At 65.6% G+C, this 16,884-nt stretch carries 17 protein-coding genes; 2 read left to right on the top strand and 15 right to left on the bottom strand.

The features are described from left to right. Nucleotides 1–27 precede the first annotated feature (27 nt). Nucleotides 28–1,314, top strand: coding sequence for a VanZ family protein (locus tag GA566_RS00470; RefSeq protein ID WP_137923632.1), 1,287 nt, complete (start codon nucleotides 28–30; stop codon nucleotides 1,312–1,314). Nucleotides 1,315–1,335: 21 nt separating this feature from the next. Here GA566_RS00470 and pcp read toward each other — a convergent pair whose 3' ends face one another. The 9 genes from pcp to GA566_RS00425 all read right to left on the bottom strand — a co-directional run bounded on the left by pcp (nucleotide 1,336) and on the right by GA566_RS00425 (nucleotide 8,792). Next, nucleotides 1,336–1,986, bottom strand: coding sequence for a pyroglutamyl-peptidase I (pcp, locus tag GA566_RS00465; protein ID WP_137923633.1), 651 nt, complete (start codon nucleotides 1,984–1,986; stop codon nucleotides 1,336–1,338). Between the two features lie 10 nt (nucleotides 1,987–1,996). After that, a complete protein-coding gene (locus GA566_RS00460) occupies nucleotides 1,997–2,947 on the bottom strand; it encodes a DUF979 domain-containing protein (RefSeq protein ID WP_160471149.1) in 951 nt (316 codons plus the stop codon). Between the two features lie 3 nt (nucleotides 2,948–2,950). After that, nucleotides 2,951–3,685 carry a DUF969 domain-containing protein gene (locus tag GA566_RS00455; RefSeq protein ID WP_137923635.1) on the bottom strand — a complete coding sequence of 245 codons (735 nt, stop codon included), beginning with the start codon at nucleotides 3,683–3,685 and terminating at the stop codon, nucleotides 2,951–2,953. A gap of 77 nt (nucleotides 3,686–3,762) precedes the next feature. Continuing rightward, nucleotides 3,763–4,503, bottom strand: coding sequence for a 5-oxoprolinase subunit PxpA (gene pxpA / locus GA566_RS00450; RefSeq protein WP_160471147.1), 741 nt, complete (start codon nucleotides 4,501–4,503; stop codon nucleotides 3,763–3,765). A 57-nt stretch (nucleotides 4,504–4,560) separates the two neighbouring features. After that, on the bottom strand, nucleotides 4,561–5,580 hold the full coding sequence (locus GA566_RS00445; RefSeq protein WP_137923637.1) for a biotin-dependent carboxyltransferase family protein: 1,020 nt from the start codon (nucleotides 5,578–5,580) through the stop codon (nucleotides 4,561–4,563). Continuing rightward, nucleotides 5,577–6,227, bottom strand: a complete 651-nt coding sequence (gene pxpB / locus GA566_RS00440) for a 5-oxoprolinase subunit PxpB (protein ID WP_137923638.1) — start codon at nucleotides 6,225–6,227, stop codon at nucleotides 5,577–5,579. The genes GA566_RS00445 and pxpB overlap by 4 nt, the downstream gene beginning before the upstream one ends. Nucleotides 6,228–6,581: 354 nt before the next feature. Continuing rightward, nucleotides 6,582–7,574: a lipoyl synthase gene (gene lipA / locus GA566_RS00435; protein WP_160471145.1), complete on the bottom strand. Its 993-nt coding sequence runs from the start codon at nucleotides 7,572–7,574 to the stop codon at nucleotides 6,582–6,584. A gap of 63 nt (nucleotides 7,575–7,637) precedes the next feature. After that, nucleotides 7,638–8,363, bottom strand: coding sequence for a lipoyl(octanoyl) transferase LipB (gene lipB / locus GA566_RS00430; protein WP_160471143.1), 726 nt, complete (start codon nucleotides 8,361–8,363; stop codon nucleotides 7,638–7,640). A gap of 63 nt (nucleotides 8,364–8,426) precedes the next feature. Then, nucleotides 8,427–8,792 (bottom strand): DUF2917 domain-containing protein, encoded by a 366-nt coding sequence (locus GA566_RS00425; protein WP_137923641.1) that lies wholly within the window; start codon nucleotides 8,790–8,792, stop codon nucleotides 8,427–8,429. A gap of 198 nt (nucleotides 8,793–8,990) precedes the next feature. Between GA566_RS00425 and GA566_RS00420 the strand changes: the two genes are divergently transcribed. Beyond that, nucleotides 8,991–9,917, top strand: a complete 927-nt coding sequence (locus GA566_RS00420) for a transcriptional regulator GcvA (protein WP_160471141.1) — start codon at nucleotides 8,991–8,993, stop codon at nucleotides 9,915–9,917. Nucleotides 9,918–9,924: 7 nt separating this feature from the next. On the opposite strand, the gene xerC is transcribed toward GA566_RS00420, so the two are convergent. The 6 genes from xerC to mreC all read right to left on the bottom strand — a co-directional run bounded on the left by xerC (nucleotide 9,925) and on the right by mreC (nucleotide 16,795). Further along, the gene (xerC, locus tag GA566_RS00415; RefSeq protein WP_160471140.1) at nucleotides 9,925–10,998 is read right to left on the bottom strand and encodes a tyrosine recombinase XerC; all 1,074 of its coding nucleotides are present in this window, start codon (nucleotides 10,996–10,998) and stop codon (nucleotides 9,925–9,927) included. A 10-nt stretch (nucleotides 10,999–11,008) separates the two neighbouring features. Further along, a complete protein-coding gene (locus tag GA566_RS00410; RefSeq protein ID WP_137923644.1) occupies nucleotides 11,009–11,680 on the bottom strand; it encodes a DUF484 family protein in 672 nt (223 codons plus the stop codon). Between the two features lie 62 nt (nucleotides 11,681–11,742). After that, nucleotides 11,743–12,885 (bottom strand): rod shape-determining protein RodA, encoded by a 1,143-nt coding sequence (rodA, locus tag GA566_RS00405; RefSeq protein WP_137923645.1) that lies wholly within the window; start codon nucleotides 12,883–12,885, stop codon nucleotides 11,743–11,745. Nucleotides 12,886–12,897: 12 nt separating this feature from the next. Continuing rightward, nucleotides 12,898–15,261: a penicillin-binding protein 2 gene (gene mrdA, locus GA566_RS00400; RefSeq protein ID WP_160471138.1), complete on the bottom strand. Its 2,364-nt coding sequence runs from the start codon at nucleotides 15,259–15,261 to the stop codon at nucleotides 12,898–12,900. A 44-nt stretch (nucleotides 15,262–15,305) separates the two neighbouring features. Continuing rightward, a complete protein-coding gene (gene mreD, locus GA566_RS00395) occupies nucleotides 15,306–15,818 on the bottom strand; it encodes a rod shape-determining protein MreD (RefSeq protein WP_137923647.1) in 513 nt (170 codons plus the stop codon). Continuing rightward, nucleotides 15,815–16,795, bottom strand: a complete 981-nt coding sequence (mreC, locus tag GA566_RS00390) for a rod shape-determining protein MreC (RefSeq protein WP_137923648.1) — start codon at nucleotides 16,793–16,795, stop codon at nucleotides 15,815–15,817. The genes mreD and mreC overlap by 4 nt, the downstream gene beginning before the upstream one ends. Between the last annotated feature and the right edge of the window lie 89 nt (nucleotides 16,796–16,884).

Below are 16,884 nucleotides of genomic sequence, written 5' to 3'. Positions count from 1 at the left end.
AACCCGTTGTAACGGTTGCGAGCCGTCATGCTTTCGGACAGCGCCCCGCCTCCCACACCGCCGCAGGACTTGCGCCAGCCCGAACTTGAAGGATGGCTGCCCCGCCATTCGCCGCTGGCGCGCGTGGGGCTGGTCTGCTTCACACTGCTGGTGGCCTACGCCAGCCTGTATCCGTTCACCGGCTGGACCAACAACGGTATCTCGCCGTTCGCATTCCTGAGCGCACCCAAGCCGCGCTACATCACCGAGTTCGACCTGCTGACGAACGTCATCGGCTACTGCCCGTTCGGCGCACTCGTGGTGTTGTCCCTGCACCCGCGTGTCTCCGGGGCGCGGGCCACGCTGATCGCCTTCGTGGCCGGCGCGCTGCTATCCGCCGTGATGGAAGCGCTACAGACCTGGCTGCCCACGCGGATCTCGTCGAACATTGACCTGATCACCAATGCGCTCGGGGCACTGCTCGGGGCCGCCGTGGTGGCACCGTTCACCGGCGCATTGATCGATCGGGGCACGCTGACGCGCCTGCGGCTCGCATGGTTCGAACCGCATGCGAGCTTTGCCATCGTCCTCGTGATGTTGTGGCCCTTCGCGCAGATCTTCCCGCAGGAACATTTGTTCGGCATGGGCGGCATCGTGCGCGAGTGGCTCACCGATCCCGATTCATGGCCAATGGCGTGGGTGCAGGCGTACTTCCCCGCGCTGATTGCGTGGCAGGACAACATCGGCATCCGCACCGACGACATGCAAACGCAGTTGCTGCTGGAGACAGCCGTGACCGCATCGAGCTGGATCGGCACGGGGTTGTTTGCGTCGATCGCCATGCGGCGAACCGCGCCGATGCTGCGCATTCTGGCTGCACTGCTCACCGCCGCGCTGATCATCAAGGCCGCAGTGTCCGAGTTGCAGTTTCCGGATGACAACGCGTTCAACTGGCTCTCCGAAGGCGGCCGTTTTGCGTTGCTGACGAGTTCGCTGGTGCTGGTGTTACTGCTGCGGCTACCACGTTGGCTCCGTGCCGTGCTGGCAGTGGTGGCATTGACGGGGCTGGTCGCCTTGACCAATGTGCTGCCGTCGAATCCTTATGCGTGGGTGTCCGAGCAAGGATGGCGCATGGGCCGCTTCATCCATTTCAACAGCCTGGCGCAGTGGCTTGGGTGGCTGTGGCCGTTCATGGCGTTCACGTATGTGATCTGGCGCTTCGAGCAGGTCAGCCTGCGGCGCCGGTTGCAGCGCATTGCACGCCGCCGCGCCACCGCACGCGCAGTGGCCGCCGCTACGGACAGCCAAAGTCATCGCGAGACGAAGCAGCCTTAGCGCTCCGCCGCGCGAGGTGAATCAGTGCAGTTGCCCGCCCTGTTCGCGGATATCGTCTTTCGTCGATAGCGTGGTGGCCACCGCCACGCGCAGCCCCGCGATCAGCGTCTCCAGCGCGAGGCTCGGCGCACCAGGGTGTCGCGCGGCCTGCTCCGGCAGATAGGGGATGTGGATGAATCCACCACGTGCGACGCTCGATGCCTTCGCCAGCGCGTGCATCAGGCCATAGAAGACGTGATTGCAAACGAAGGTGCCCGCCGTCTGCGACACCATCGCCGGCACGCCCGCTGCACGCAGATCTCTTACGATGGCCTTGATCGGCAGCGACGCGAAGTACGCGGCCGGACCATCGGCGGCAATCGTGACGTCGATGGGCTGGGCACCAACGTTGTCGGCCACGCGCGCATCATCCACATTGATCGCCACGCGCTCGATCGACAGCTCCGTGCGGCCGCCCGCCTGCCCCACCGCAATCACCACATCGGGACGCAGCGACGTGACGAGTGCATCCATGGCGTCGATGGCCTTGCCGAACACGCAAGGCAGTTGCCGCGCAACGACCACGGCATCGCCGATATGCGCGCCATCGAGCGCCCGCACCGCCTCCCATGACGGATTGATCGGTTCCTGTTCGAACGGCTCGAAGCCGGTCAGCAAGACGGTACGGGTCATGGCGATGTCCTTACATCAGGAAATACAGCAGGAAGATATTGGCAACGAGGATGCCCAGCGCCGAAGGCACCTGCGCCCGGATCACCGCGTTGCGGTCCTTCAGTTCGAGCAGTGCAGCCGGCACGATATTGAAGTTGGCTGCCATCGGCGTCATCAGCGTGCCGCAGTAGCCCGAGAACATGCCAATGGCCGCCATCACTGCCGGGTTCGCATGGAACACGCCCACCAGGATAGGCACGCCCACGCCGCCCGTCATTACCGGGAACGCGGCAAAGCCGTTACCCATGATGATCGTGAACAGCGCCATGCCGATGCAGTACACCGCCACAGCCACGAACTTGTAGTCCATGTTGATGTACGAGGTGGTCAGGTGCGCCACGGCCTTGTCCACGCCGCCATCGAAGAACACCAGGCCGAGCATCGCCAGCATCTGCGGCAGCACCAGCGCCCAGCCCAGCGATTCGATCAGGCGGCGCGATTCGCGCAGACCCTGCACCGGCGTTTCACGCGTGAGCCAGCACGCCACCGCCAGCGAGACCAGGCAGCCGACCCCGAGCGAGACGAACGTGACGTTCTTCGGATCGAGCAGCGGCAGGCCCGCCACCTTCACATCCTTGAACACCACCGTGCCGATCACCGTAATCAGCGGAATCAACAGCGCCGGCACAAACAGCTTGTTGCCGAGGCGCTTCGCGCTGGCGCGACGTTTTTCCTCGGGCAACGTGCCATGCTTGCCGATGCCCACGCCACCGAACCCGGCGATCAGCGCCATCACCACCGCAGCCACGCCGACGATGGCCGGCGGAATCTTGTCGCCGATCAGGAAGATCACTGCATAGAGCAGCCAGAACAGGCCCGTGGACAACCGGCGCGGATGCGCCTTGTCCGACAACGTCATCAGCGACGTGATCAGCAGGACAAAGCCGGCCAGCCAGTACAGGTATTGGATCGAGATGATCATCGCTTACTCTCCCTTCGCACCAGCGGTGGCCGGCATGCCCACCGGCTTCTGCGCGCCAAGCTCGCGCTCCAGCCACATGTCCAGGCGCTTCAGGCGCACCGCATGGATCAGGAAGGCGCAAATGGCGGTCGGGATACCCCAGACGGCGATATGCAGCGGTTCCACGTCGATGTGCGAGGCCAGCAGGAACGTGTGCATCAGCGCGATGGCACCGAACGCCACGAAGATGTCCTCACCGAAGAACAGTCCCACGTTGTCCGTGGCGGCGCAGAACGCCAGCACGCGCTGGCGCACCGGCTCGGGCAAATGGCCGAAGCGGTTCTCGGCCGCGCCTTCGGCCATCGGGGCCAGCAGCGGACGCACCATCTGCGGATGGCCACCCAGGCTGGTCAAGCCCATCGCGGCGGTCAGTTCGCGCACAGCGAGGTAGACGATCAGCAGGCGGCCCACCGTGGCCGACTTGATGCGCGATATCCACGCCTGCGCATGCTCGCGCAAACCGTGGCGTTCCAGCAGGCCGATCACGGCCAGCGGCAGCAGAATGATCAGCGGCAGACTGCGCGCCTTGACGAAGGCGGTGCCGATCGCGGTAAAGATCTGCGTAAGCGGCATCGACGCAGCAATCCCCGTGACGATGGCGGCAGCCGCCACCACCATCATGGGATTGAACCGCAAGACGAAGCCGATGATGATGACGCCGACCCCGAGCAGGGGCCAAAGATTGACAGCCGGTTCCATGGGAAACACCTGATAACGCGTGAAGCGATACGTGAAGGACTGCGTGAAATCAACCGATGCCTGCGGGGCGAATCCCCTCAGACATCGGCACGGATGGCGATGCCTTCCGCGCCGAGCCGATCCCGGATGCGGCGCGCGAAGGCAAGCGCGTGGGCGCCGTCGCCGTGCAGACACACGGTTTCGGCACGAATCGGTACCCAGGTGCCGTCGATGGCCTGCACGCGCTGGTCGCGCACCATCGACAACGTCTGGTTCAAAGCCACTTCCTCGTCGTCGTGCAACGCGCCCGGCGTGCCGCGCTTCACCAGCGTGCCGTCGGGGTTGTAGCCACGATCCGCGAAGACTTCTTCCTTGACCGCCAGGCCCGCCTCGCGCGCCATCGTGATCATCTGGCTGTTGGCCAGTCCGAAGAAGGCGAGCTTGGGGTTGTAGTCCTTCACGGCGCGCACGATGGCCGCACACAGTTTCGGATCGCGCACGGCCATGTTGTAGAGCGCGCCATGCGGCTTCACATGCGCCAGTTGGCCGCCCTGTGCGCGCACCATCGCGTCGAGCGCGCCGATCTGGTACAGCACGTCGGCGTAGACCGCCTCGGGATCGCGCTGCATCTCGGTGCGGCCAAAGTTCTCGCGATCCGGAAAGCTCGGATGCGCGCCGATGGCCACGTTCTTCTCCAGCGCCCATTTCACGGTCTGGAGCATGGTGGCCGCGTCACCCGCGTGCCAGCCGCACGCGACGTTCGCGGAGCTGATCAACGCGATCAGCGCCTCGTCATTGCCGCAGCCTTCGCCAAGGTCTGCATTGAGGTCGATTTGCATGGGCGTTCTCCGTAGGGGACGGTAGTTGTGGGGGCTTGGAAGACTCAGGCGAAGCGTTCAGGCAACGAAGCGAGTCGTCGTTCGTCGTCGTGCGGCAATCTGCATGCCGGCGCCCTGCCAGCGCAGTGCCTGGTCGATCTGCCGCAGATAGCGGTCGACTTCCGCCTGTGCGGCGGCAGCCTGTTCGAGCGACACCTCGGCAAAGCGCACCGTTGCACCGAGTGGCACCTGCGCCAGGCGCCAGAGGTCGGCGCCAATCACGGTGCCGATCTTCGGATAGCCGCCCGTGGTCTGCGCATCGCTCATCAGCGCGATGGGCTGGCCGTTCGGCGGCACCTGCATCACGCCCGGCATCACCCCATGCGACAGCAGATCTGCCGAGCGCTCGGCCCGACGCGCCAGCGCAGGACCCTCAAGACGCAGGCCCATCCGGTTGCTCTGCGGCGTGATGGTCCAGTCTGCCGACCACAGCGCTTGCTGCGACGCCGGCTCGAAATCGGGATACTCGGGACCCGGCAGCAAGCGGATGGTCAGCGCACTGCCCTCGCGATTGGCGGGCAACGCCCAGCCCGGCGCAGCCACGCCGAGCCAGTCGCGGTCTTCCTCGATACCAGGCCGGCCCGCAGGCAGACGATCGCCATCGCGCAGCACGCGGCCTTCGAAGCCGCCGAAGTTCGATTTGAGATCCGTGCTACGCGAGTTCATCACCAGCGGCACGTCGATGCCACCGGCCACGCAGAGGTAGGTGCGCGTGCCGCCGCGCGCTGCGGGCAGCGTCAACGTCTCGCCACGGCGCACGTCGAAGGCATGCCACGACCACACGGGCACGCCGTCGAGGTTGGCGCTGCATTCGGCGCCGGTCAGTGCCACGCGCATATCGGCCTCGAACCGCAACGCGGCACGGCCCAGCGTGAACTCGATGGCTGCCGCGCCCGGCTCGTTGCCGAGGAGTCGATTGCCCACCTGCAGCGCCAGCCCATCGGCGGCACCGGAACGGCCCACACCGAAGCGCCGGAATCCCACACGGCCCAGATCCTGCACCGACGCCTGCGCGCCAGGTCGAATGATCTCGATCACAGCAGCACCTCCTCGGCGATAAAGCGCACGGTATCGCCCGGCGCGAACAGCGACGGCGGATCACGGTCGGCCACGAACAACTGCGCCTCCGTATGGCCGATCAACTGCCAGCCGCCCGGCAGCACGGCCGGATAGATACCCGTCTGCTCGCCGCCGATGCCCACCGCACCCGCCGGCACCGCCAGACGCGGCTCGCGACGACGCGGCGTGGCCAGCTCCGGCGCCAGTCCGCCCATATAGGCGAATCCCGGCTGGAATCCGAGGAAATACACCACGTACTCACCCGCCGCATGACGGCGCACCACTTCCTGCGGCGACAGTCCCGTATGCGCGGCCACATCGGCAATATCGGGCCCGAACTCGCCGCCGTAGCGGACGGGAATCTCCACGAGCTTGCCCGTGGCATTGCGCGTCTCGCCCGACGCCCACGCCACCTTCAGGTTGCGCTCCAGCGCGGCCACATCGGCCGTCTCGTCAAACGACAGCGTGAGATTGTTCATGCCCGGCACCACATCCACCACACCCCGCCAGTCTGCAGCACGCTCGGCCATGGCCCAGATACGGCGCTGGACGTCGAGCGACGCCGGCGGTGCCACGCTGTAAAGGAGAGCCTGCTCGGCCAGACGGTGAACGGTGCATTGAGGCATGAGGGGGCCATGAAAAATCGCGTTGAGGGTCCAGGTAGTGTAGGCACCACAGACACCCCGCGCGACGTCGCCAACAAACCCGAAGTGACTCAATCGAATTTCATTGACGATTTATCGATAAATTCATGTTATCGAAACATGACCATGCCCGGCACCTCGGGGGAACCCTTAGTGTTTGTGCACTGTTAGGGGGAAGTTCGCGTACGTTTTGGGCGAAAGATATTTATAGATAACTTTTATTGAAAGGACGCTGAAAGGCCCCTCAAGACATTCAGGACGAAAAAAAACCGGCCAGCTTGGCTGACCGGTTTCTCTGCAGACAACACACCGGGCTAGGGCGTCATGTGCGCTGACTCAGGCAAACCCTGCCAGATGCGCTTGCTCGTCAGCGTGGTACGAGCTGCGGACCATGGCGCCGACGGCGGCGTGGGTGAAGCCCATCTTGTACGCTTCTTCCTCGAACATCTTGAAGGTGTCCGGGTGGACGTAGCGCATCACCGGGAGGTGATGGTTCGACGGTGCCAGGTACTGGCCGATCGTCAGCATGTCGATGTCGTGGGCGCGCATGTCGCGCATGACTTCGAGGATTTCCTCGTCGGTCTCGCCCAGGCCCACCATCAGGCCCGACTTCGTTGCCACGTCCGGGTTGCGGCGCTTGAACTCCTGCAGCAGCTTCAGCGAGTGCGCGTAGTCGGCGCCGGGGCGAGCCTGCTTGTACAGGCGCGGCACCGTTTCCATGTTGTGGTTCATCACATCGGGCGGCGCGTTCTGCAGGATGTCCAGGGCCTTGTCCAGACGGCCACGGAAATCGGGCACCAGTACCTCGATGCGGGTGTTCGGCGACAGTTCCCGGGTCTGCGAAATGCAATCGACGTAGTGCTGGGCACCGCCGTCACGCAGGTCGTCGCGGTCCACGCTGGTGATCACCACGTAGTTCAGGCGCAGCTGAGCGATGGTACGTGCCAGGTTGCCCGGCTCGTTCACGTCGAGCGGATCGGGGCGGCCGTGGCCCACGTCGCAGAACGGGCAGCGACGCGTGCATTTGTCGCCCATGATCATGAACGTGGCCGTGCCCTTGCCGAAGCACTCGCCGATGTTCGGGCAGCTCGCTTCCTCGCACACGGTGACGAGATTGTTCGCGCGCAGGATGTCCTTGATCTCGTAGAAGCGCGAGTTGCCGGTGGCGGCCTTCACGCGAATCCACTCCGGCTTCTTGAGCCGCTCGGCCGGCACGATCTTGATGGGGATGCGCGCGGTCTTCTCGGCCGACTTCTGCTTCTTGGTAGCGTCGTACTCTGCGGGGGCTTGCGGGACTTCGCTGGACGTGGCGATCAGTGCGTCGCTCATACTGTTCTCCGCACGCGCGTCAGCGTGCATGTGTGGCGTTGATTCGGGGCCGGGCGTGCCATCTCAGGCGGCCTCGGCGGCGGCGTTCCCGCTGACCTGCGCATGCGATTCGCGCACCATCAGGACTTCGCACAGGGCCGCCGCCAGGCGATGCGCGATTGCGGGTTGTTGTGCCGCAGTCACCGGCGATGGCTCCGCGCCGGCATCGTCGCCCACCGCGAAGGTGGCGCCCGCTGTTGCCATGTCGACTGTTTCCAGTCCGGCATAGCCACAGGGATTGATGCGCAGGAACGGGTTCAGGTCCATCTGCACGTTGAGGCTGACGCCGTGATAGCTGCAGCCGTTGCGGATCTTGAGGCCGAGCGCGGCAATCTTGGCGCCCTGGTGCGGCCCGTCGGACAGGTAGATCCCAGGTGCGCCGGGCTTGCGTTCGGCTGCGAGATTATACGCCGCGAGCGTGTCCAGTACGGCCTGCTCGATATCGGTCACCAGTTCACGCACCATGAGGTGGCGACGCCGCAAATCGAGCAAGAGATAGGCCACGACCTGGCCTGGACCGTGATAAGTGATCTGGCCGCCACGATCGATTTTGACGACCGGAATCGCGTCATCGGGAGCCAGCAGGTGCGACGGGTCGCCGGCCTGACCGAGCGTGTAGACCGGTGGATGTTCAACCAGCCAGATCTGGTCGGGGGTCTCGGCGGTACGTGCGGCGGTGAAGTCCCGCATCGCGTCGAAACAGGGCTGGTAAGGCTGGCGGCCCTGATCGATGACTTGGATCGGATGCATGCCCGAGAGTGTAACGAAAAGGGCCGGCCTACGCTGGGCAGGCCGGCCCTTCGGAGACGGCTTTCAGGCCCGGACCTTCTCCTCGGCCGGGGTCCATTCGGTGCCTCGCACCAGCCGCTTGCCAGCGCGCAGCAGCAGGTGCGGCAGATCGGCCAGCGTCAGCGCCGGGCGGCGTGCTTCGGCAATCAGTGCCAGCCGAACCGGCCCCGAGGCGCGCGGATCAATGCTGAGCACGATCTCGTCACCGCGCCGCAACAGCAGGCTGCTGCCGCAGCGGAGCCAGTAATCCTCCGAATCGTTCTCGCGGGTCACCCAGATATCCACACCTTTGGCATCTTCCACAAACAGACGTTGGGCGGCGTGCATCGACAGCGCGGTGACTTCGCCTGGGTTCAGCGTAAAGACGGTCGTTGTGAGCAAGGCTTTCATGGTGGTTCTCCAGGTTCCCGGGGGCGCCGCCGTATTGTCGGAATGGCCGGAACTGGCTTGGTGACTGGACCAGAACAGTTCCGGGTGTTGTTGGCGGGATCCGGTGCATTGGATTCTAGTGACTCCCAACAGCGCGGCAAAACGATATATATTGCGGTGTCTTGTTAGCACGACTCACATAGGAAAAGGGGTGCCGCCATGGCCTGGAGCGGGAGTTGGAATCCGGATGACGCGCGCAGCTGGAAGCGGGAGTTTCCGCGCCTGCCGGCGCTGGCCGCCCTGCGCACCTTCGAGGCGGCAGCGCGCCACGAGAGCTTTTCTCGCGCGGCCTCGGAGTTGTTCGTCACGCACGGTGCGGTCAGCCATCAGATCCGCGCGCTCGAAGAAGAACTGGGGCAGCCGCTGTTCGAGCGGCGCGGCAAGCGCGTGGTGCTGACCACCAGTGGCCGGCTCTATGCCGAGCGTGTCCGCGACGCGCTGCAATCCGGCAATCGCGACAAACGCCTGACCATCAGCACCATGCCGTCTTTTGCCGCGCGCTGGCTGACGCCACGCATCGGCAGCTTTATCGAGCAGCACCCGGAACTGGAAGTGGAACTGCTGTCGTCGAACGCGCTGGTGGACTTTGCCAATGAAGAAGTCGACGCGGCCCTGCGCATGGGTAGCGGCCAGTATCCGGGCCTCTATACGGAGCGGCTGGTCGAGGACGTGTTCTTCCCGGTCTGCAGCCCGAACTTCAACGGCGGGCGCCTGCCCGAGCAGCCCGCGCACATGGCCGGCATGCCGCTGCTGCGCGGCGAGGGCGATCCGTGGAAACCGTGGTTCGAAGCTGCGGGGCTCGACTGGGCGGAGCCGACCAAGGGCCTGATGCTGCAGGATTCGTCACTGTTGTTGCAGGCCGCCGCCGAAGGCCAGGGCATTGCGCTGATCCGCTCGACGCTGGCCTACAACGATCTGCTGGCCGGGCGCGTGGTCAGGCTGTTCAACGTCAGCATCCCGTGTCCGTGGCTGCTCTACTTCGTCTCTACCCACGCCAGCCTGGAAACGCCCAAGGTGCAAGCCTTCCGACAGTGGCTGCTGCCCGAGATGGAACGCTTCAAGAACATCCTTTCTCAGTGGAAGTGAGCCGCCGCTAGTCTTTCGAGCCTTCTTCGTCCGACGACGTATCGGCCTTGGGCGCGGAGGTGGACTTCTTCCTGCCGCCCCGTCCCGCCCTCGGATGGGCCTGATCGTAGACCTTGGCCAGATGCTGGAAATCCAGCGAGGTGTAGACCTGGGTCGTGGACACGCTCGCATGGCCGAGCATTTCCTGCACCGCGCGCAGGTCGCCCGAGGATTGCAGCACATGGGTGGCAAACGAGTGCCGCAGCATGTGTGGATGGACGTGGCTGGGCACGCCGGCTGCCAGCGCCTGCTGGCGGATACGCTGCTGCATGGTGCTCGATGCGATCCGTCGGCCCCGCGTACCGAGGAACAGCGCGTGCGTATCGTCGGGCGTGGCGTCGGGACGCAGCAGCGTCTGCCGCACGCCGAGCCAGGCGCGCAGCGCCTCCACGGCCTTGCTGCCCACCGGCACGGTGCGCCGGCGCGAGCCCTTGCCGATCACGGTTACCTCGGCACTGCGGAGATCGAGCCAGCTTTCCGAGCGGTAGTCGCCCTCTTCCGCATAGTGCACGTCGAGCTGGATCAGCTCGGAAAGCCGCAGCCCGCTGGAGTAGAACAGTTCGAACATCGCCTGGTCGCGGACCGCCTCCGCGGTATCGCCAGTGCGGTGCGACACCAGTGCGACGGCGTGCTCCACCGACAGCGCCTTCGGCAGCGGCTGACCGCGACGGGGCGCGCGCACGCCATCCACAGGATTGGCCGTCACGCCGTGCCCATACCGGGCCGCCCACAGATAGAAGCCGCGCCACGCCGACAACGAGCGGGCGATGGTGCGCGCGGAGAGACCGCCGCCGTGCATGCGGGCGGCGAACGATCGGATATGTCGGGTTTCGAGCGAGAGCAGCGGCACGCCCGCTGTCAGGCGCTGCGCGTTCTCTTGCAGCACGGCCAGGTCGTGGGCGTAGCTCGTCAGCGTGTGTTCGGCCAGCTTGCGGTTGGTGGCCAGCCAGTCGAGGTACTGCAGCACCAGCGGATCGGGTGTCGGCTTTTGCGACGAATTGCCTGCCGCCGCATCATCCTTGCCCTGCTGGTGGCTGCGCATGGCGAAAGGGTCAGTCGCGCAGGCGATTCAGCGCGGCACCGGCCACTTCACCGATCTGCGCCAGATAGGCGGTGCCCATGCCTTCGTGGAAGCGTCGCGTCTCGGGCGAGCCCAACACCAGCAGGCCGAATGCCGGCCCCGCAACCTCCTCGCCCGCCTTGGCCGGCGGACGCAGCGTCACCATCGCCAGCGAGGCGATATCGTCCCGCTCCAGCAGCGCAGCCGCCTCGAAGCCGCTGTTCGGGCCGCAGAACGGCGCGCGCAGGCCTTCGGCAAAGAGACGCAGATCGTCGCTGGCAGCCTGCGCCACTTCCATATGGGAAAACGCCTCGCCCACGTTCCAGAGGCGCAGTGCCACGGCGGGCACGTCGAAGACCTGCTGCAGCCCATCCTGCACCGCATACGGCAGCGCGTGGGAATCCACCTCGGCCAGCAGGCGCAGTTGCCAGTCGTGCAGGCGCTGCTGCGTGCGGTCGTTCTCGTGACCATGGCGCACCAGATCGGCCAGCTTCAGCTCCAGCCCCTTGTTCTTCTCGCGCAGGATTTCCATCTGGCGCTCCTGCAGCGACACCGCGCGATGGCTGTGCGGGCTGGTCAGTTGCACGGTGGCGAGCAGTTCGGCGTGGTCCTCGAAGAACTGCGGGTTGCTTTGCAGATAGGCGGCGACGTCTTGGGCGTTCATAGGCTTCTACTGTGTTCAGTCCGTACTTTTACGAGGCGCAGTGTAGCCGACTCGGGTCCGGCTCAGGTCTGGATCAATCGCTTCTGGCGGGAGATGCTCATCAGGATGCCGATGCCCATGCCCAGCGTCACCAGCGCCGTGCCCCCGTAACTCAGCAGCGGCAGCGGCACACCCACCACGGGCAGGATCCCGCTCACCATGCCCATGTTCACGAATGCGTAGGTGAAGAAGATCAGCGTGATGGAGCCTGCCAGCAGCCGTGAGAACAATGTCGGCGCGTTGGCGGCAATATAAAGCCCCCGGAAGATCAGCAGCAGGTACAGCACCAGCAGCACGGCATTGCCGATCAGCCCGAACTCCTCCGAATACACCGCGAAGATGAAGTCGGTGTGCTTTTCCGGGATGAACTCCAGGTGGGTCTGCGTGCCCTTGAGCCAGCCCTTGCCGGCCACGCCGCCCGACCCGATCGCGATGATCGACTGGATCGTGTGGAAGCCCTTGCCGAGCGGATCGGTGGTCGGGTCCAGCAGCGTGCAGACACGGTGTTGCTGGTAGTCATGCAGTACCGGCCAGTTCACGCCCGGCTTGCACATATCGGTCTGGAAGGTCAGCAGCAGCGAGATCGCCACCACGCAGATGCCAAGCAGCGGCAGGATGATCTTCCACGACAGTCCGGCGAAGTAGATCACGTAGAGTCCGGCGGCCAGCACCAGCAGTCCCGTGCCAAGGTCGGGCTGCTTGGCGATCAGGCCCACCGGAATGCCGAGGATGACCAGCGCCACGATGAAGTCGAACCATCGGATCACCCCCTCGCGCTTCTGGAAGTACCACGCCAGCATCAGCGGCATCGAGATCTTCATGATCTCCGATGGCTGGATCACCATCCCGACATTGAGCCAGCGCCGCGCCCCCTTGCGGATCAGGCCGAACATCGCCACGGCGATCAGCAGCGCCACCCCTACCGTGTAGAGCGGCACCGCAATCCGCATCAGCAACTGCGTGGGCATGAAGGCAATCACGATCATCACCACGTACGACAGCAGGATGTTGCGAAGCTGGTCTTCCACGCGCCCCGGCATGTCGATGGCGGCGGAATACAGCGCCACGATGCCGGTGGCGAAAAGCAGGAAGACGATCAGGGCCAGCGGCTTGTCGAAGCCGGTCAGGGCCGTGCGGATCATCGAGATGACGCGGCGTTTGTCCATGGCGCGTCTCCTTTACTGTGAGGCGTTGTTGCGTGGCGCGCCGGCGTCCGCCACTTCGGCGGGCTTGACCGGCCGCGCACGCGGCTTGGGCGCCGGCGCGGAGGCTGCGGCCGGGGTGGCGCGCGCTGGCGTGGGAGGTGCCGGCGGGGCGGAGGCGGCCGGCTTGCTGTGGCCCAGCGCCCGGAGCATGCGGGCATCGAGCGTCGCCACCGCCGAGGCCGGCGCAATCGCGGCCGGGTCCAGTTGCGTGGCGATGGAGTCGGACGCCGACCGGGCCGATGGCACCGACGCCGCGGCCACCGCGCCCGGCGCGCTGGCGCTGGCCGAGGCTTCGGTCATGGCGCCCGGTGCCGTCTGCATCACCGTGGCGGAGGCCGCATTGGCGGTCAGGCCCGTGGTGAACACGCTGGGCGTATCCACTGGCGGCCGGCCACCGGCGCGCTCGCGCTCCTCGGGCGGCGGCGCGCTGGCCTGCAGTTCCTCGGGCCACTTGCGCAGCAGGTAGTAGTCCATCACCTTGCGCGCGATAGGCGCCGCCACCGCTGCGCCGAAACCGGCGTTCTCGACGATCAGCGCCAGTGCGATCTTCGGCTTGTCGGCAGGCGCGAAAGCGGTGTACAGCGAGTGGTCGCGCTTGCGCTCCTCCAGCGCATGGTGGTTGTACTTCTCGCCCTTGGCCAGCGTGTACGTCTGCGCCGTGCCGGTCTTGCCCGCCGATTCGTACGCCGCGCCCGCGAATACGCGTGCCGCCGTACCGTTGTGCGTCACGGCGACCATCGCCTTCTTGATCACGTCGATATCGGACTGCTTGAACGGCAGCCGGTAGCTTTCCTTGGGCACGGTCAGCGTGCGCTCGCGCGTGACAGAGTTCTCCACCGCCTTCACCAGGTGAGGCTTCATCGCCGCGCCGTTGTTGACGATGATCGACACGGCATTGGCCAGTTGCAGGATCGTGAAGCTGTTGTAGCCCTGTCCGATTCCCAGCGAAATCGTTTCGCCGTCATACCACTTCTGCTGCTCCGGCTTGCGGTACGCCTTGCGCTTCCATTCGGTGGACGGCAGGATGCCTTTGCTCTCGCCCTCGATGTCGATGCCCGTGATCTGGCCAAAGCCCAGCGGCTTCATGAAATCGTGGATCGCATTGACACCCATGTCGCGTGCCAGTGCGTAGTAGTAGGTATCGCACGACTGGACGATCGATGACTGCATGTCCACCCAGCCGTGGCCGCCCGGCTTGTCGTCGCGGAACGTGTGGTTGCCCAGCGTGAAGAAGCCGGGATCGTGCATGCCCCACGCGGCCGTGCGCTTGCCCGTGGTCAGCGCGGCCAGCGCCATGAACGGCTTGTACGTGGAGCCCGGCGGATACGTGCCGCGCAGCGGCCGGTTCAGCAGCGGCTTGTCCGGCGAGTTGTTCAGTTCGTCCCAGGTCTTGGAATCGATCCCTTCCACGAACAGGTTGGGGTCGTAGGTCGGCTTGGAGACGAACGCCAGGATGTCGCCGGTTTCCGGTTCGATGGCCACCAGCGCGCCACGGCGATCCCCGAAGAGCTGTTCGGCCAGTTGCTGCAGCCGGATGTCCAGCGAGAGGATCAGGTTGTTGCCGGGCGTGGCCGGCGACGTGGACAGCGTGCGGATGGGACGCCCGCCCGCGCTGACTTCCACTTCCTCGAAACCCGTCAGGCCGTGCAGCTCGGTCTCGTAGCTTTGTTCCAGTCCGATCTTGCCGATGTAATTGGTGCCCTTGTAGTTGTCAGCGTCCTTGCGCGGATCGTACTTGGCGCCCTCGGCGTCGTTGGCCTCGTCCATGGCCTCGATCCGCTCCTGGTCGCGCTGCGAGATCCGGCCGAGGTAGCCCACCACGTGGCTGGCCGATTCGCCCAGCGGATACTGGCGGAACAGGCGAGCGCGCACATCGACGCCCGGAAAGCGGAAGCGCTGGGCGGAAAACTTGGCCACTTCCTCGTCGGTCAGCTGGCTGCGCAGCGGCAGGCTCTCGAAGCTGCGCGATTCTTCCATCACCCGCTTGAAGCGGCGGCGGTCGCGCGGCTGGATATCGATCAGCCCCGACAACGCCTCGATGGTGTTGTCGAGCGTATCGGTCAGCTTGGACGGTGTGATTTCGAGCGTGTACGCCGAGTAGTTGCGCGCCAGTATCACGCCGTTGCGGTCCATGATGATGCCGCGATTCGGCTCGATCGGCGCCACGGAGATGCGGTTGTCCTCGGCCTTGGCCGAGTACTGGTCGTGCTTGTACCACTGCAGCCACACGAAGCGGGTCATCAGCAGGCCAAAGCAGATGACCGTGAACAGGGCGGCAGCCGCCACGCGGATGCGGAAGCGGCCGATTTCCAGTTCGACGTTGCGGATTTCGGTCATGGCGGTACTGCGGGCGGCGGTGTCAGGGTGTGTGGGAGCTGGCGCTAGATCGGACGCGTCTCGTCGACGTCGCTCGATCGGCGTTGCGGCGCCAGCAGCAGCGCGGTGGCCATCGGCCACAACACGGCCTCGATAACCGGGGCCAGCAGCAGGGGCCAGTCCGGCAACGGCGCACCCATGGCCAGGCGGATCAGCACCGGCACCGCGTGCGCGATGAACAGCAGCGGCATCACGTGCAGGGCCTGGGTGTAGACCGAGAACCAGAGCACGCGGCGGTGAATCGTGATCGCAAAGTACGCCAGCAGGGTATAGGCCAGCGCGTGCTCGCCCAGCAGGCGGGCGTCATGCACATCCATCAGCAGGCCGAGCAGGAACGCCACGCCCATGCCCACCTTGCGGGGCTGGTGGATGTTCCAGAACACCAGCACCAGCGCCACCATGTCCGGGATCCACAGCGTGGTGCCCCACGGCATCAGGTTGAACAGGAACGCCAGCACGAAGGTCAGTGCGATAAAAACGGGATTGACCGGGCGCAGCAGGTATTGGGACGTCGTCACTGGGCGGACTCCGGAGATTTCTGCTTGTCGGCTTTCTCGGACTTGTCGGCGGCCTTTTGCTCGGCACCGGCGCGCGCCGCAGCCGAACGGGCACCCTTCTCGGCCTTGGTCGGTGCAGCCTCCTGCGCCGGACGCGGCGCCAGCCCCGACTCGTAGCGCACCACCAGCAACTGGCGGTGCGACCGCACGCCGGCCACGGGCTCGCAGTACACGCGCGAGAATGCGGTGTCGGCCTTGCGCTCGATCTGGACGATCTTTGCCACGGGCAATCCCGGCGGATAGGTGCCGTCAAGGCCCGACGTCACGAGCAGGTCGCCCTGCTGCAGGTCGGCAGAAGCGGCCATGAAGCGCAGATCCAGCAGGCCGGCACGCGCGCCGCCAAAGGCCACGCTGCGCAGGCCGTTGCGCACCACCTGCACGGGAATCGCCTGGTCCTTGTCGGTCAGCAGCGTCACTTCGGACTGGAACGGCGATACGCGCGTGACCTGTCCGATCACGCCACGCTCGTCGATCACCGGATATCCGGCACGCAGGCCCTGCGAACTGCCACGGTCGATGACGATGCGCTGGCTGTACGGGTCGCGTGCGTCGTACAGGATTTCGGCTGCCGTCACCGGCGTGGCCGATTGCTGTTCCAGATTCAGCAGCTTGCGCAACTGGCCGTTCTCGGCCTCCAGCTGCGCCTGGCGCACGGCCGCATTGGCCTGCTCCACGGCGCTGCGGCGCAGCTCGCGATTCTCGGTGGCCAGTGTGACCGAAGATTGGGCGTAGTCGAAGACGCCGCGCATCGCATCGCGCGGCACCAGGACGAGGCGCTCCACCGGCATCAGCACGGTAGCGGCCACCTGGCGGGCAATGCGCATGGCGTCAAAGCGCGCGTCGACGATCAGCAGCGCCAGCGCGATCGCCACGAAGACGACCAGACGCGCGACTGCCGATGTACCTTGCTTGAAGAGCGGCGGTGGAGAGTAATCCATTTACCGGTGCGCGGGCGAAACCATTCCGCCAGCGCGTCCGGGCGGCCCTTGCAGGGCGCGCCGGAACGGGCTGGCGGGGGAAGACATCA

Source organism: Cupriavidus sp. SW-Y-13 (assembly GCF_009793345.1).
GTDB lineage: Bacteria > Pseudomonadota > Gammaproteobacteria > Burkholderiales > Burkholderiaceae > Cupriavidus.
This window is presented reverse-complemented; position numbering and strand designations above follow the sequence as displayed.